This window comes from Proteus sp. G2669 (assembly GCF_009915245.1).
Lineage (GTDB): Bacteria > Pseudomonadota > Gammaproteobacteria > Enterobacterales > Enterobacteriaceae > Proteus.
In genome coordinates this window covers 26,076-40,421 of the sequence record NZ_JAABLX010000010.1, presented here as the reverse complement: position 1 = coordinate 40,421, position 14,346 = coordinate 26,076, and the positions used below count along the sequence as shown (strand labels likewise).

Genomic DNA, 14,346 nt, shown 5'->3' with positions numbered 1-14,346 from the left:
AAAAGAGAGTTCTACAGATGGATAAATTTAGAGTACAAGGACCAACCTGTTTATCAGGTGAGGTCACTATTTCAGGCGCAAAAAACGCTGCATTACCAATCCTGTTCGCTGCGATCCTTGCCGAAGAGCCAGTAGAATTAACCAATGTTCCTAAGTTAAAAGATATTGATACAACGATTAAATTACTTAATCGCTTAGGAACTAATGTTGAACGTAACGGCTCTGTTTTTGTTGATGCTCGTAATATCAATGAATTCTGTGCACCTTACGAGTTAGTTAAAACCATGCGTGCTTCTATTTGGGCATTAGGGCCGTTAGTTGCTCGCTTTGGTCAAGGTCAGGTTTCTTTACCCGGTGGTTGTGCCATTGGCGCTCGTCCTGTTGATCTTCATATTACAGGTTTAGAGCAATTAGGCGCTGAAATCACGCTTGATGAAGGTTATGTAAAAGCTCGTGTTGATGGGCGATTAAAAGGCGCACATATTGTCATGGATAAAGTGAGCGTGGGTGCCACTATCACTATTATGACTGCAGCAGTGTTAGCCGAAGGTAAAACTATCATTGAGAATGCGGCAAGAGAGCCTGAAATTGAAGATACTGCTAATTTTCTTAATACATTAGGTGCCAAAATCAGCGGTGCAGGTACAGATAGTATTACTATTGAAGGTGTAGAACGCCTTGGTGGTGGTACTTATCAAATTCTCCCTGATCGTATTGAAACGGGTACTTTCTTAGTTGCTGCTGCTGTTTCTCGTGGCCGCGTTGTTTGTCGTAATGCAAAGCCTGATACGTTAGATGCAGTGTTGGCGAAATTACGTGAAGCGGGTGCAGATATAGAAGTTGGTGAAGATTGGATCAGCCTTGATATGCATGGTAAACGTCCTAAAGCGGTAACCTTGCGTACAGCACCGCATCCTGGGTTCCCGACTGATATGCAAGCACAGTTTAGCCTTTTAAACTTAGTTGCTGAAGGCGCAGGAATGATCACAGAAACTATTTTTGAAAATCGTTTTATGCATATTCCTGAGTTAATCCGCATGGGCGCTCATGCTGAAATCGAAAGTAATACGGTGTTATGTCATGGTGTTGAAAAACTTTCAGGCGCACAAGTGATGGCGACAGATTTACGTGCTTCTGCAAGTTTAGTCCTTGCGGGGTGTATCGCTGAAGGTACAACTATTGTGGATCGTATTTATCATATCGATCGTGGGTATGAAAATATTGAAGCTAAATTACAAGGATTAGGGGCGAAAATAGAACGTTTACGCGCTAATGACTAATTTATTTTAGCTAGCCTTTTTTAGCCATTTAAAACCATAGTACATTGTTGTGCTATGGTTTTTTATTGAGTTCAAATTAATTATAAGTTTTTAACTAAATTAACAGCATCGTTATTACTAATATTCTCACGAACATAATTTTTTATCATAACTCTATTTGATACAATAAGAGACGGCCATTTATTTTCCCATGCACGATAAGCATGCCAAGAATATCCTATGGAATAATCTTTAGTCATGTGATCCATTGAATGAGATACCGCTTTAAGATATATATCTTCTAATGGGGTGCTTTTTATTTCAATGATAGTTGCAAGATAGATTAGCCAATTTGCCAAATGAACATATTGTTCCCAAGCACTATTTTCACTCGTTAGTTTTATTTTTTCCTGTATTATTTTCTCTATCATGTTCATGGTTTTTTTATCTGTCACTTTAGCACCAAAGGCAGCTAATGATATTATTATTTCATAAAAACTATTTTCTACTCTTAAGAATTTTTCAGAAAAGCTATGATTTCCATGTAATACTTTTTTTATATTTTTTATTGAGCTTTCAACGGTTTTCTCTACTTCTATTATTTTTGAATTTAGATTTTTAAAAAAAATCATGAATATTTAAATCATCAATAACTCTAATACCATAGCAATGAAAATAGTATTCTTTTAAGTAGGATTCTATTTTCTTTCTAGATACTAAAAACATAGAAGAACCAATAACGTTTTCTCGTGAGAAATTTTTGTACTCATTAATAATTGCTTTTAGGTTAGTATCTCCAAGAGAATAGCCTAATATAACAATTGTATTTTCATAAATCATAGAGCTTATTTTTTTAGAGAAATAAGAGTTGTAGTTTATAAATTTAAAATAATCATCAGAAGTAACAACCATATTACTCGGTGAATCAATAGAACCATGTACGTGATAAATTTTTATTTTTGAAGACGATTTGGGAATTGGTAATCCAGGAGCAAGGGATTGGCAATGATCAATTGAAAGCATATGTTCAATCAATTTATCATAGTTTGTTGTTATTATTCTCAGAGAATTATTTTCCAAGAACTCTTCTATAGGTTCGTTATTTTTAGATAATTTGATATCTTTTATAATTTCTGCAATTTTCTCATGTAAATTTTTATCTCTTTTTTGGTATTCAATATAAATAACTTGAGCCGCCTCCTCTAAACTTAATGGATTTTTCCCATTGTTAGGGAATAAAGATTGTTTTATCTTTTCTAAACCACTCAATTCATCACAGACTTTCTCAAGTAATTCTTGCCAACTAGGTACTTTATTTTTTGTTAATGCCTTTGAAAATCCAGTACCTGTAAACAAACATAGTCGATTAGTCACTGTTGAATAGGCTATTTCATATATTTCATTCATTTTTCTTGCCCCATTTTTTGTAATATAGGTAAGTTAAATCATCTAACTTGAAATTAATAAAATCACTACTATTCATTTTTACCGGTGGTAATTCACTGAATATAAATAAGTAGAGGGGTTGTACTGGTTTAGAAAAAGCGATCTTATCTAATTCTTGACGAGATGTTCTCTTATATTCTGAACTATCGACAAGTCGCTCAGTAATAAAAAATGTTGGCTTACATTTTAAATCACCTGCTCGCATTTCATTATTAAAACGAACAAGGTAATAATTATCTATCCGTTTAATCCATGCCTTACCAAAGTACACTCGTGGCTCATCGATATACTCACTGAGATCTTTTTTATCATTAACATGAATGAAGAAGTCTCTTAAATGAATTCTTCCTTCAGCAGTATTTAGAAAGAAATTTTCTTTATTAATAAAAGCATTAACTAGCCCAGATAAACGCTTTCTTGCATGGCGTGTTTTATTTATATTCTCTTCATCAACATCCTTTCTTTTTAAGCGTTTTTTTATACTATTATCTTCTTCTAAGACAGGTACATCATGAATTTTATTTTTATAAGGAGATGAGAGATCAAGTTCAATAGTATCATCTAAAATAAAAGGGAGTGCTTCAGGATCTTCATGTGCTTTCTTTATTTTACGAAATTCACTTTCTTCACTAATTCCTATTTTGCAGGCATCACTGTGTTCAGAAACAAATTTAAAATAGGGGACCCTTTTACGTAATCGACTAGGTTTATCAAGATTGGCGCATGTTACTTGGGCGTGACAATCAGGTTCAGTACATTCAAAAAGATGTTTTGATGTTATTCTGTTTTCTGAGAATAATTTATCGGCATCTTCTGCTGTGATATCTCTATTTAACTCAAGACTTTTAGCTAATTCTATTTTCATTGAATGCCTCTTTATACTTTATTAAATAATACATATCACAGGATTTCTAAATTTTCTTCTGGTGAGTTTAGATTTGTGCTCTATACGATAATAAATAACTATTTAGGACTATTAACCTATAAGGTAGATAAGAGAAATATAATAATCATGTATTATTTCTTTCATTATAATGTGACATGTTTATTATTTTTTAATGATAATAATCAGATAATTCATAAGGCATTTCTTTCGTGGCAAGATACAGTAAGAAAAATAAACCTATTTTAGAAAAAACGCGATGAGCTGAAAGAAAGGAACAAATATGCAGGTAACAAGGAAACAAGAACGCCTTATTCGCCAAGCACTTGATAAATGGCAGCAATCTGGTGAGATTTCAGAACAAGAACATCAGCAATTAGGAAGTACGTTGCAATGCATTCCCTTTGATTGGAAACGGTTGAGTCGTTACGCGTTTTGGATAGCGATTGCGTGCTTGATTATTGCTGTTGGTAGTATCTTTAGTGATAGCGCATTAGTTTATTATTTAATTGAAATTTTTAGTGTTTCTGAAATTATGCGTGTGATATCTCCAGCACTTATTGCCTGCATACTTTATTTTTGGGGATTTAAACGTCAGCGAAAAGAAACACAATGGCATTACAGTACTGAATTTATTCTCTTTTTAGGTGTGATGTTTACCGCTATTTTTCTTTGGCAACTAGGAGAATTGCTGGATACGGGAAGTGGTCATATTGCCCCTCTCTTTTTAATTGGTTGTGTGATTTATGGTGTGATTGGTTTTATCAGTCGTTCCTCGTTGGTGTGGTTATTTTTCTTACTGATGTTAGGGAATTGGTTTGGCGCTGAAACGGGTTATATGTCAGGTTGGGGCGCTTATTGGTTAGGGATGAACTATCCTATTCGTTTCGTTCTCTTTGGTGCAGTATTATTAGCGGGCTGTTATTTCTTACAAAATGTGTTGGCACACCGTCGTTTATTTACCATGACAAAAATAATGGGACTTACTTATCTCTTTATTGCGTTATGGATAATGTCTATTTTTGGTAATTATGATCCTGATACTTGGTATCGTACTTCAAGTGTGAATTTGTTACCTTGGGCACTGTTATTTGGTGTTGTTTCCGTTATTTGTATCTATATCAGTCTTAAAACCGATGATGGCATGTTAAGAGGCTTTGGCCTGACATTCCTAGGTATTAATCTTTACACTCGTTTTTTTGAATATTTCTGGGATAGCTTACACAGTGCGATTTTCTTCTTTATTTTAGCGATTTCATTGGTTTTAATTGGACGGAAAGCTGAAAAAATTTGGCATGCTGTTGAACATAATTCACTCGCGAGTAAACCGAATAAAAATGAATAAAATTTCGCTTTATTCGTTGTTGTAATAGGAGATTACTTTGATAGAGAAACGCAGTTGTCACCTTCCACTCGAAGTGAGTTGTGTTGCTTGTCATTATCTTGTCTTTAAAGACAAAGATGAGGCCTTTTTTGAGATCTGTCCGGTTTGTGGCTGGCAAAATGATGGTACTAAAGAAGGCGAATATAGCGGTTGTAATCACAGCACGTTAGAAGATTATCGTAATACAGAAAGTTTTCAAGAAAGTTGCTTACAAAGTGCGACATTTTATATGAAATCTCCCTATTAGCGGGTTATAGGGAGATTATGTGTGAGTTACGATTCTGGTTGGTATTCCGAAATAGTCACATCAACATTTAATTCATTACCCTCACGTAATAACGTAACGGGCAATACTGTGCCGGGGCGAGTCTCTGCAATATAGTCCATCATTTCCATGGCAGAAGTTGCAGGAGCATGGTTGATACTAAGAATGATATCACCTGTTTTTATGCCTGCTTTATCTGCTGGACTGTTTGGTGAGATCCGGAAAATACGTAGCCCTTGGATTTGTTTAATATCAGTATTTGACGAGCGAATTCTTGGTAATTCTTTAGCTGTGATACCGATAAAACCACGAATAACACGACCATCACGGATAAGTTTATTCATGATTTTTACAGCCAATTCGGTTGGAATAGCAAAGCCTAAGCCTTCAGCACTTGGGCGATACCCATTGTAGGTTCCTGAGTCAAACGTCATGGTATTAATACCCACAAGTTCGCCCTCTGTATTAATAAGTGCTCCACCTGAGTTGCCTTCATTAATTGAGGCATCTGTTTGTAGAAAATTTTGGTAACGTGTTGGACTTAACCCCACCCGGCCTGTTGCACTAATTATCCCTTGAGTAATGGTTTGCCCAATATTAAATGGGTTACCAATAGCAAGTACAACATCTCCTACATGTGAGATCCGTTTACTATTAATAGGGATCGTCGGAAGTTTCTCTGCATCGATTTTTAAAACGGCTAAATCAGTTAAAGGATCGGAACCAACAAGTAAGCCTTCATAAAGATCACCATTTTGTAATGCAACAATAATCTGATCAGCATTATTAATAACATGTTGATTTGTTAGAATATAACCTCGCCCATCCATAATAACGCCAGCACCTAAAGAGGTCAGTTCGCGACCTTCTTGAGAAAAGCTTCCCATGGTACTGCTATAAACATTGACGACTGCAGGGGCAGCACGACGTACCGCCGTATTGTAGCTAAACGGCGCATTGAGAAAATCACCATTAATAAGGTGTTCAATAAAAATAGGACGAATCGAAGGGACTGCAATCAAAAGAATTGCTGCTGTTAAAAGGCCAATCAGTGTCGATCGCAGTAACTTAGTTAACATAAAAATCCTGTATTTATGTCTGACCGTGAGATTATTTGCGTAGCAGTGATGAGAATAGCATAGTTTAACTTATGAAAGCATCGCTCAGTGCATAATATCCTATTTTAAGCTAATGACTCTTATCAAAAATTAACATAAAAAAAAGCCCTATAATCAATATTACAGGGCTAAGGAAATCAATAAATTAGATAGGTGAAAGCTTACTTCTTAGCGCGGTGTATTACGTAACAGCAGGTAAATTTCATCATTACCACGCTGTATGTTTAATGCAAGAACAGGGGGTTTAGCATCAATGGCTTTACGTAAATCGCCTAATGATGCTATTGGCGTATTATTGATACCAATAATCAGGTCGCCTTTCTGTAAACCAGATGCCGCCGCCGCTGAATCTTTCTCTACAGAATCTACAGCAACAGCTTTGACTTGTTTGTTTAAGTAGTTACTTAATGTGGCGCCTTGTAGTGCAGGAGAGAAGTTATCTGCGCGTGTTGCATCTGCTGATTGTTTCTCTAATGTCACTTTGACATCCATTGGTTTACCTTGACGGATTAAGCCAATCAGAATTTCTTTACCTGGAGGTGTTGTTCCAACCTTAGCTCGTAACTCTGCAAAGCTATTGATACGTTTTCCATCAACAGAAATTAAAACGTCACCCGGTTTAATACCTGCTTTTGCTGCGGATGAATCAGGTAAAACTTCGCTGACAAAAGCACCACGTTGTGCATCAATATTAAAGGATTTCGCCAGATCAGAATTCATTTCTGTGCCACGAATACCTAAAATGCCACGTTTAACTTCGCCATGAGAGATCAGTTGTTGGCTAAGATCTCGTGCCATATTACTTGGGATTGCAAAGCCGATACCGATATTGCCGCCTCCTGGTGCTAAAATAGCGGTGTTAATTCCGATTAACTCACCATTTAAGTTAACTAATGCACCACCAGAGTTACCACGGTTGATAGAAGCATCTGTTTGAATAAAGTTCTCTAAACCCTCAAGATTTAAGCCACTACGGCCTAACGCGGAAATAATACCGGATGTTGCGGTTTGACCTAAACCAAATGGATTACCGACAGCAACAGCAAAGTCACCAACGCGCAGTTGGTCTGAGTCCGCCATTTTTATTGCTGTTAAATTTGTTGGTTTTTCAATTTGCAGTAAGGCGATATCTGTTTGTGGATCGCTACCAATTAATTTGGCGCTAAATTCACGACCATCATTAATTTGTAGTTGAATTTTATCTGCACCATCAACAACGTGGTTATTGGTTAATACATAGCCTTTTTGTGCATCAATAATGACGCCTGAGCCTAAGCCTTCAAAAGGGCGAATACTTTGTTGTTGTGATGGAAAGTTAGGACCAAAGAAAAATTTAAACTCTTCAGGCACTTGTTGGCTTTGTACTCGTGTTCCTGAAACATGCACACTGACAACGGCTGGTAGCACTTTTTCTAACATAGGTGCAAGGCTTGGGAGTTGTTCTCCCGACGGCATAACTGCAGGTAATGCAGCCATGCTGGTTGCTGGGATAGTTGAGAGTGAAAGTCCGACACTCATTGCTAATGCACTAAGTAATAATTTTCTTTTTTTAGTCAACATGAATTAGAGTCTCTTGATACAGTTATCAAAATAAAATTTATTGCTCAAAATGAGCACGATGTCATTAAGACCTGTACTAACAAAGGAAAGTTCATTAAGACATGATGCACTTTGCTTTCTTTTACACGGATTTACAAGACAAAAGCTATCTTTAAAACCATAGCAAATAATTGCCATTTTATGGTATTTAATAGAAAGAAAAACGCCACAATAAATGTGGCGTTTTAGTATTAATTGTCTTTTTTATCTGTAGGTCTGAACAATCCAGATGCCCCTTCGGAATAATCACGAGGTGGCATTTTTATTGGGGATTGATCATTTGCTGCTTCAGATTCACTTAATCGGTAATTAAATGGATTATCTTGAGCTGGCATATCTGGCATGAGCTCATTAGAGCTTTTTGCCATATGTTGGTAAAGCTGACGGTAATCTCTCGCCATGTTATCTAATAGTTCAGCGCTTCTAGCAAAGTGGCTGACAAGCTCATTGCGATAAGTATCCAGTTCTTCTTTTTTTGTATCTAACTCTGCTTTTATAGCATCTTGTTGGCGAAGGGTGCTGTTACCGTAACGCATTGCGAGTGCGCCGATAATAAGACCTACAACTAATCCAATCAGTGCATAAACCCAAACCATGGCAACTCCTTTTCATCTAATAGTGAGGACGATGGATTCTTATAACATCATAACCGCTAAAAGGCATGGGTGGAATAATATCCTTAAGCTTAATATGAAATTCCTGTGTTACGTTGATGTTAAAACAATTCTTAATGCTTATAATAGAGACATTCGACAGACACAACCTAGTATGTCAGAAAATTAAGGATAAGAGGGCATTCATGACTGTTAGTACGCCGTTATCACTTTATGAAGCCGCATTGATGCAAGGTGATTATCAACCTGACGATGTTCAGCGAAAAACTGTTCTCCATCTTCAACAGATATACCATGCATTATTAAAAGAGACTCCACCAGAAAAAAATTCGTTAACACAACGATTGTTCGGGCGAATTCGCACAAAAAAACAGCTTGTTGCACCAGAACGTGGTTTATATATGTGGGGCGGAGTGGGACGAGGTAAAACATGGCTTATGGATATGTTTTATCAAAGTTTACCAACAGAGCGAAAGTTGCGACTCCACTTTCATCGTTTTATGTTACGTGTTCAAGAAGAACTAAAAAGCTTACAAGGACAAGAAGATCCACTAGAAATTATTGCTGATGGCTTTAAAGCACAAACAGATGTACTTTGTTTTGATGAGTTTTTTGTTTCTGATATTACGGATGCCATGATTTTAGGCACGTTATTAGAAGCGTTATTTGCCAGAGGGATCACTCTAGTCGCAACATCGAATATTCCTCCTGACGAGCTTTATCGCAACGGATTACAGCGTTCTCGTTTTTTACCTGCAATAGAACAAATCAAACATCATTGCGACATTTTAAATGTTGATGCAGGTATTGATTATCGTTTAAGAACGTTAACACAAGCACATCTTTTCTTATCCCCATTAAGTGATAAAAACCGTCAAGAAATGGAGAGGGTTTTTTCTCACTTAGTCACCAGTGAACCACAAACCGATGTGACTTTAACCATTAATCATCGGCCGATGAAAGTCAGAAAAGTCGCTAATGGTGTACTGGCAGTTAATTTTGCAACCTTATGTGTGGAAGCGCGTAGCCAGCTTGATTACATCGAGCTTTCTAAGCATTATCATACAGTTCTATTACATGAAATGACGCAAATGAACGCGTTAAATGAAGATGTTGCTCGTCGGTTTTTAGCATTAGTTGATGAATTTTATGAACGTAGAGTGAAACTGATTATTAATGCCGATGTTGAAATGAATGCGATTTACCAAGGTGATTTTTTACAGTTTGAATATCAGCGTTGCCTTTCTCGTTTGCAAGAGATGCAAAGTGAAGAATATTTGGTGCAACCTCATCTTGCTTAATGTTTAATTCTTGAAGAAAGTCATCTTTCATTATGGTAGGATGGCGCAGGTTAAGTTGCTTGATGTTTTTTTATATGAAAATAGAAAGCATTAGGCAGCTTACAAACGCTCTGGAAAGGAACAATTCTTCTCTTCAGGTAGCAAGAATTTATCAGTCAAATCAGAAAAAAGTGCTAAATTCGTTTTTTTCACTGAAATATTGAAAAAGAATTCAATTGTTTTTCAATTATGACTCGATTTTTTTTTCTGACTTCTCTATAATCTTGCGACCCCACGTTGCAGCAAGTTTTTTATTTCCCAAAAAACTCGCATTTTAGAGTCAGCAGTGCTACTCGAAGGGGTAGGTTTGCTGGACACAAGAGTCGTGTGAACCTCAATAGTATTTGAACCGAGCGTTCACCAACGTGTAACTAAACATTGGGTAATTTTCAATAATGAAAACTTTTACAGCTAAACCAGAAACCGTAAAACGCGACTGGTATGTTGTTGATGCAGACGGCAAAACTTTAGGCCGTTTAGCAACTGAAATTGCTAGCCGTTTACGCGGTAAGCACAAAGCGGAATATACTCCGCACGTTGATACTGGTGACTACATCATCGTTTTAAACGCTGAGAAAGTAGCCGTAACTGGTCACAAACGTACTGACAAAGTTTACTACCGTCATACGGGTCACGTAGGTGGTATCAAACAAGCGACTTTCGAAGAGATGATCGCCCGTAGTCCTGAGCGTGTAATCGAAATCGCGGTAAAAGGCATGCTGCCAAAAGGGCCACTGGGTCGTGCGATGTATCGTAAACTGAAAGTTTACGCAGGATCTGAGCACAACCACGCGGCACAACAACCGCAAGTTCTGGACATTTAATCGGGATAATAGGCAATGGCTGATAATCAATACTACGGCACAGGTCGCCGCAAAAGTTCTTCCGCACGTGTCTTCATTAAGCCAGGTAGCGGTAATATCGTAATCAACAAACGTAGCCTAGAAGTTTACTTCGGCCGCGAAACAGCACGTATGGTTGTTCGTCAACCGCTGGAATTAGTTGATATGCTGGGTAAATTAGATTTATACATCACTGTTAAAGGTGGTGGTATCTCTGGTCAAGCTGGCGCGATCCGTCACGGTATCACTCGTGCACTGATGGAATATGATGAGACTCTACGTTCTGATCTGCGTAAAGCTGGTTTCGTTACCCGTGATGCGCGTTCTGTTGAACGTAAGAAAGTGGGTCTGCGTAAAGCACGTCGTCGTCCACAGTTCTCTAAACGTTAATTTGTTATCTTTTAGATATCAATTTGATGTTGAAAACCCGTCTTCACAGGCGGGTTTTTTATTTTTGATTAATTTGTGTTTATTGATAATAAAAACATAATCTTGCTAATGTATTAAGACGATAGTCACGAAAACAGGTGTTATGTAAGATAACCAAACGATTAAAAAACCCATTTTTTGGATATTTAATCTAAATAATTTTATTTTTTAATATTATAATCTTACTTTTAAGGCAATGTGGCATATTATATTGAATTATTTGCATGAGCCCCCCTAAGTAACATGAATTCTGGTAGAATAACGGACTTCGGTGTCTTTCTTTCTCTAATTTCACAATGTTGCCGATGGTGTATCAACAATAGTGTCTGTTATTCATTTTAAAGCAATACCAAAATTATTATCACAATAATGATTGTTGAATGATTATTTTGGTATTACTTGATAATGATATGTGCCGCAAAGACAGGTGAGTTTTTAACTCTGTAGAATAAGATTATCCCGCGATAACACTTTTTATACAGGTAGTTACCCAATGTAGTTAATAACTTAGAGACTTATTTAAGTTAACTGCGTTTGTGTGCTTGTCTTTTAGGAATGGGGAAATGGAAAAGGTATTGTGCCAATTCATTTCTTTAATTGATTAACTTGGAGGTTTTCATGGCTGTCGCTGCCAACAAACGTTCGGTAATGACTTTGTTTTCCGGTCCGACTGATATTTTCAGCCATCAGGTCAGAATTGTCCTAGCGGAGAAAGGTGTCAGTGTTGAAATTGAACAGGTTGAAGCTGGTAATCTTCCACAGGATCTTATCGATCTGAACCCTTACCAAAGTGTGCCGACTTTGGTCGATCGTGAGCTGACTCTGTATGATTCACGTATCATCATGGAATACCTTGATGAGCGCTTCCCTCATCCTCCTTTAATGCCAGTTTATCCAGTTGCTCGTGGTAGCAGCCGTTTAATGATGCATCGCATCGAGCATGATTGGTATTCTCTAATGAACACCATTGAGAAAGGAACAGAACAACAAGCCAATGCAGCTCGCAAACAGTTAGCTGAAGAGCTACTGGCTGTATCGCCTGTGTTTAAAGAATATCCTTACTTTATGAGTGAAGAATTCAGCTTGGTAGATTGCTATTTAGCTCCGCTTCTATGGCGTTTACCAGTATTAGGCGTGGATTTAAGTGGTGCTGGTGCTAAAGATGTACAAATTTATATGCAACGTGTTTTTGAGCGTGATTCTTTCCTCGCCTCATTAACCGAAGCAGAGCGTGAGATGCGCTTACCTTCAAGAGGGTAATAAAGTATGGAGATTATGGATATGTCTCCGCGTCGTCCGCATTTATTACGTGCGCATTATGACTGGATCATTGAAAACGAATTAACACCACATTTAGTTGTTGATGTGAATATTGATGGTGTTCAAGTTCCAATGGAATATGCGCATGACGGTCAAATTGTACTAAATATTTCATCTCGTGCTGTAGATAGCTTAGAGTTAACACCGTATCAGGTTTTATTTAGTGCAAGTTTTGGTGGCATACCTCGTAAAGTGCGAGTGCCTATGGCTGCTATTATGGCTATTTATGCGAGAGAAAACGGTGCGGGAATGATGTTTGAGCCAGAGCCAGCTTATGAATCTGGTGCATCATTACAGTTTGCTGAAGATGAAAGTGAAGAGAATACTTTAACGCCTGTTAATGAAGGCTTATCGCTTGTCACTGATGGTACGGTAGAAACCGATACATCTTCACCGGATGATGATCCTGAGCCACCTCGTCCAACAGGCCGTCCGTCATTACGTGTTGTGAAATAAGAGAGTATCTTATTTGTATGAATGAAAAGCCCAGTTTACTTGAACTGGGCTTTTTTTATGTACAAAAAAAGCACTCTATATTGCTATAGAGCGCTTTATTGAATTGCATTACTGAAAAACTATTTCAGTAGCTCTTCTAAACAGCCTGTGTAAAGATTAACAGCAGTCATTAATTGTTTTTCATCGAAATCAAAGCCTGCTTGGTGGTGACCTGCAGTTCTATCGGCACCAACAACGAAATACAGTGATTTACCACCACAGCGTTGTACACGTTTTGCTAATACAGTCGCATCTTCACTTCCCCCAAATGGGCGAGTAGCAACGGCGGTTAACTCTGCATGTTTACCAACGACTTTGGTCATGACATCAATGAGTTCTTGGTCGTTTGTGAGGTCAACGGCTTCACCCATAATTTCGCTTTCCATTTCTAACTGGAAGCTATGCGCTGCACCTTCAGCCATACGTACTGCATTGGCAGCCATAAAACTGTTGATCTCTTCATTTTCACCGCGAACTTCAATTTGCATTTCAGCATTAGCTGGAGTGACATTACGGCCTTCACCGGCTTTTAATACACCGATGTTGATACGTGACATCCCTTTACCATGGCGAGAAATACCCAGCATTTGTGTTGCTGCGTGGCAAGCGCCAGCTAATGCATTACGACCTAATTCTGGCTCTGCACCTGCGTGAGATGGCGCACCTTTAAAACGGAAGTCATATTTAGTAGTACATAAGAAATGTGTTGGATTAATAACAATTTCACCACTATTTGCGATAAAGCCTAAGTGCGCCCCTAAGAAGTAATCGGCATCATCTGCGATACCACTTTCAGCCATCGCACGAGCACCACGAACACCTTCTTCAGCTGGTTGGAATAAGATTTTAACTTTACCAACAACTTTATCTTTATTTTCAACTAGCCAGTGAGCAACACCTAAACCGATAGAAATGTGTCCATCGTGACCACAGGCGTGCATTTCGCCAGCATGACAAGAAGCAAAGTTCTCGGCATGAGGACGGTGTTTAGCTTCTGTTGCTTCGTTAACACCCACACAGTCGATATCAAAACGCAGAGCTACAGTTGGACCTGCTTTTCCGCTATCAAAGATAGCCACACAACCTGTTAGTTCTTTCATTTCATCAAGTAGAGCTTCATCAACTTTATGCTCTCTTGCAACAGCTAGGCCTTTTTCAACAACTTGACGACGGCGGCCAAAAGCAAACTCTTGATTGATAACGTCTGGGCCAACTTTAACTTCTAAACCTAAGCTACGTAATTCTTTGACAATTTTCGCTGTGGTTAAAAATTCTGACCAACCAATTTCTGGGTATTGGTGAAACTCACGACGCCATTTTATTAATTTTTCTAGTGTAATTGCTGACATATT

At 37.8% G+C, this 14,346-nt stretch carries 15 protein-coding genes; 8 read left to right on the top strand and 7 right to left on the bottom strand.

Annotation, left to right across the window (positions count from 1 at the left end):
* The first annotated feature begins 17 nt into the window (after positions 1–17).
* Positions 18–1,280, top strand: a complete 1,263-nt coding sequence (gene murA / locus GWI68_RS01735) for a UDP-N-acetylglucosamine 1-carboxyvinyltransferase (protein WP_109409265.1) — start codon at positions 18–20, stop codon at positions 1,278–1,280.
* An 80-nt stretch (positions 1,281–1,360) separates the two neighbouring features.
* Here murA and GWI68_RS20210 read toward each other — a convergent pair whose 3' ends face one another.
* Genes GWI68_RS20210 through GWI68_RS01725 form a run of 3 tightly spaced genes read right to left on the bottom strand, consistent with a single transcriptional unit; the run spans position 1,361 to position 3,570 of the window.
* Positions 1,361–1,891, bottom strand: coding sequence for a hypothetical protein (locus GWI68_RS20210; protein WP_243733278.1), 531 nt, complete (start codon positions 1,889–1,891; stop codon positions 1,361–1,363).
* Positions 1,878–2,666, bottom strand: coding sequence for an SIR2 family protein (locus GWI68_RS20205; protein WP_243733277.1), 789 nt, complete (start codon positions 2,664–2,666; stop codon positions 1,878–1,880). The genes GWI68_RS20210 and GWI68_RS20205 overlap by 14 nt, the downstream gene beginning before the upstream one ends.
* Positions 2,659–3,570, bottom strand: coding sequence for a hypothetical protein (locus GWI68_RS01725; protein WP_166539199.1), 912 nt, complete (start codon positions 3,568–3,570; stop codon positions 2,659–2,661). Before GWI68_RS01725 ends, GWI68_RS20205 begins: the two co-directional genes overlap by 8 nt.
* Before the next feature lie 301 nt (positions 3,571–3,871).
* On the opposite strand from GWI68_RS01725, the gene GWI68_RS01720 reads away from it, so the two are divergent.
* Entirely contained in the window at positions 3,872–4,933 is a 1,062-nt protein-coding gene (locus GWI68_RS01720; protein WP_166539198.1) for a DUF2157 domain-containing protein, read from the top strand.
* A gap of 37 nt (positions 4,934–4,970) precedes the next feature.
* Complete coding sequence (locus tag GWI68_RS01715; protein ID WP_109409269.1) at positions 4,971–5,219, top strand: CPCC family cysteine-rich protein; 249 nt, start codon at positions 4,971–4,973, stop codon at positions 5,217–5,219.
* 26 nt (positions 5,220–5,245) lie between these two features.
* Here GWI68_RS01715 and degS read toward each other — a convergent pair whose 3' ends face one another.
* The 3 genes from degS to zapG form a co-directional block, all read right to left on the bottom strand.
* Positions 5,246–6,316, bottom strand: a complete 1,071-nt coding sequence (degS, locus tag GWI68_RS01710; protein WP_109409270.1) for an outer membrane-stress sensor serine endopeptidase DegS — start codon at positions 6,314–6,316, stop codon at positions 5,246–5,248.
* Positions 6,317–6,523: 207 nt separating this feature from the next.
* The gene (gene degQ, locus GWI68_RS01705; protein ID WP_166539197.1) at positions 6,524–7,915 is read right to left on the bottom strand and encodes a serine endoprotease DegQ; all 1,392 of its coding nucleotides are present in this window, start codon (positions 7,913–7,915) and stop codon (positions 6,524–6,526) included.
* Between the two features lie 230 nt (positions 7,916–8,145).
* A complete protein-coding gene (gene zapG, locus GWI68_RS01700; RefSeq protein WP_036933053.1) occupies positions 8,146–8,550 on the bottom strand; it encodes a Z-ring associated protein ZapG in 405 nt (134 codons plus the stop codon).
* 203 nt (positions 8,551–8,753) lie between these two features.
* Between zapG and zapE the strand changes: the two genes are divergently transcribed.
* The 5 genes from zapE (at position 8,754) to sspB (ending at position 12,955) form a co-directional block, all read left to right on the top strand.
* On the top strand, positions 8,754–9,869 hold the full coding sequence (gene zapE / locus GWI68_RS01695) for a cell division protein ZapE (protein ID WP_166539196.1): 1,116 nt from the start codon (positions 8,754–8,756) through the stop codon (positions 9,867–9,869).
* A gap of 434 nt (positions 9,870–10,303) precedes the next feature.
* The gene (gene rplM, locus GWI68_RS01690) at positions 10,304–10,732 is read left to right on the top strand and encodes a 50S ribosomal protein L13 (RefSeq protein WP_006535327.1); all 429 of its coding nucleotides are present in this window, start codon (positions 10,304–10,306) and stop codon (positions 10,730–10,732) included.
* A 15-nt stretch (positions 10,733–10,747) separates the two neighbouring features.
* Positions 10,748–11,140, top strand: a complete 393-nt coding sequence (gene rpsI / locus GWI68_RS01685) for a 30S ribosomal protein S9 (protein ID WP_004245284.1) — start codon at positions 10,748–10,750, stop codon at positions 11,138–11,140.
* A 657-nt stretch (positions 11,141–11,797) separates the two neighbouring features.
* Positions 11,798–12,439, top strand: a complete 642-nt coding sequence (gene sspA / locus GWI68_RS01680) for a stringent starvation protein SspA (protein ID WP_023582862.1) — start codon at positions 11,798–11,800, stop codon at positions 12,437–12,439.
* A gap of 6 nt (positions 12,440–12,445) precedes the next feature.
* The gene (gene sspB, locus GWI68_RS01675) at positions 12,446–12,955 is read left to right on the top strand and encodes a ClpXP protease specificity-enhancing factor (RefSeq protein ID WP_166539195.1); all 510 of its coding nucleotides are present in this window, start codon (positions 12,446–12,448) and stop codon (positions 12,953–12,955) included.
* Positions 12,956–13,074: 119 nt separating this feature from the next.
* On the opposite strand, the gene GWI68_RS01670 is transcribed toward sspB, so the two are convergent.
* Positions 13,075–14,343 (bottom strand): amidohydrolase, encoded by a 1,269-nt coding sequence (locus GWI68_RS01670; RefSeq protein WP_072069755.1) that lies wholly within the window; start codon positions 14,341–14,343, stop codon positions 13,075–13,077.
* Between the last annotated feature and the right edge of the window lie 3 nt (positions 14,344–14,346).